General features: G+C 67.0%; 2 protein-coding genes. Both read left to right on the top strand.

Annotated features, from left to right (window positions below):
* Positions 1–677 (top strand): DUF2125 domain-containing protein (locus tag EN893_RS33135; RefSeq protein ID WP_128362141.1); only part of this gene is annotated, 677 nt, incomplete at its 5' end.
* Positions 678–684: 7 nt separating this feature from the next.
* Positions 685–1,586 (top strand): sugar kinase (locus EN893_RS33130; protein ID WP_164901355.1); only part of this gene is annotated, 902 nt, incomplete at its 3' end.

Below are 1,586 nucleotides of genomic sequence, written 5' to 3'. Positions count from 1 at the left end.
TTGCCAATCTGCGCGGCCCGCTCAGGACCTCAGTTCCGGACATGGTGCCGCTGTGGATCGACTGGGACAATCTGCAGGCCAATTTCAAATTGTGGTGGCCGCTGCCGCAGCGGATTTCTCTGGAGGCGGAGGGCCTGTCCGGCCAGACCGATCCGGCCGACGACACCGATCCGGTGCAACTGTTCAGCGCCGGCAAGGCATCGGGCCAGCTGCAGCCCAACGGCGAGGATATCGACTATCTCGGCAGTTTCGGCGATCTCGAGATCGACCCCGGCGCGATTGGCGGGCGCGTGCTTCCGGCGCTCGATGCCAGTGGCGACGTGACATTGAAGAACGGTGTCGCACTGATCGGCACGCAGGTGAAGAGCCTTCGTGGCCAGGCGATCGAGATCCGCAACCTTGACCTGTCGTCGGGCACGGCGCGCATCACCGTTTCGGGACCGCTCTCGGTTGATGCCGAGGGTCTGGTCAACGCCGATCTGATGATCAGGCTGAAGGACCCGAAGGCGGTGGCGGCCATCCTTGGCGCCGCCATACCCGAGCAGAAAAGCCAGATCGAGCAGGGTTTTTCTGCCCTGGCGGTGCTCGGCAACGAGCCGTCGATGCCGCTGAAGGTGGTCAGGGGCAAGGCCTCGCTCGGCTTCATTCCGCTGGGCAAGATCAAGCCGGTCGAATAGCTCAACCATGGCAAAACCCGTGAAGCTGCTGAGCGTTGGCGCCTTGACGCTGGACACCATCCTGCGCGTCGAGACACTGCCTGTGCATCAAGGCAAGTTCATTGCCTCCGACGGCGTCCAGATCGCCTCGGGCATGGCCACCAGTGCTGCCTGCGCCGCGCATCGCCTGGGGGCCGAGGTATCGCTGTGGGCGAGTGCGGGTGACGATGCCGTCGCCGACCAGCTCATCGCCGGCATCAAGGCCGAAGGCGTCGATTGCACCTTTGTGCGCCGCGTCAGAGGCGCCCGCTCGGCGCTGGCCTCGATCCTGGTCGACGCGCATGGCGAGCGCATCATCGTGCCGTTCTATGACGGGCTGGCCCAGGCCGATCCCGAAGTCTTGCCGGTCGCCGACCTCACGGCATTCGACGCCGTGCTGGTCGATGTCCGCTGGCCGGGCGCGGCAGCGTTGGCACTCAAGGCGGCACGCGCCGTTGGGCGTCCGGCGATCCTCGATGCCGACACCGCACCGTTGCCGGTCCTGGAACAGCTGTTGCCGCTCGCTACGCACATCGTCGCTTCGGAGCCGGCGGCGCGCATCGTCTGCGGCCAGGCGCTCGATCCGGAAACGGCTTGCGCCGATCTCGCCAGCCGCACCGACGCCTTTGTCGCGGTAACCGGCGGCGCGGCGGGCTGTTGGTGGCACGACCGTTCCGCAGGCTGTGTGCGCCATGTCGCGGCGCCGAAAATCAAGGCGGTCGACACACTGGCCGCCGGCGATGTCTTCCACGGCGCCTTCGCCGTCGGGTTGGCGGAAGCCATGCCGGTCGAGCAGGCTTTGCGCTTTGCCAGTGCGGCCGCGGCGCTCAAATGCCTGCGCTTCGGCGGCAGGCTGGGCGCGCCGGATAGGGCCGAGACGCTGGCCATGGT

The sequence above is a fragment of the Mesorhizobium sp. M7A.F.Ca.CA.004.04.2.1 genome, assembly GCF_004022825.1.
In the GTDB taxonomy this organism is placed as follows: domain Bacteria; phylum Pseudomonadota; class Alphaproteobacteria; order Rhizobiales; family Rhizobiaceae; genus Mesorhizobium.
This window is presented reverse-complemented; position numbering and strand designations above follow the sequence as displayed.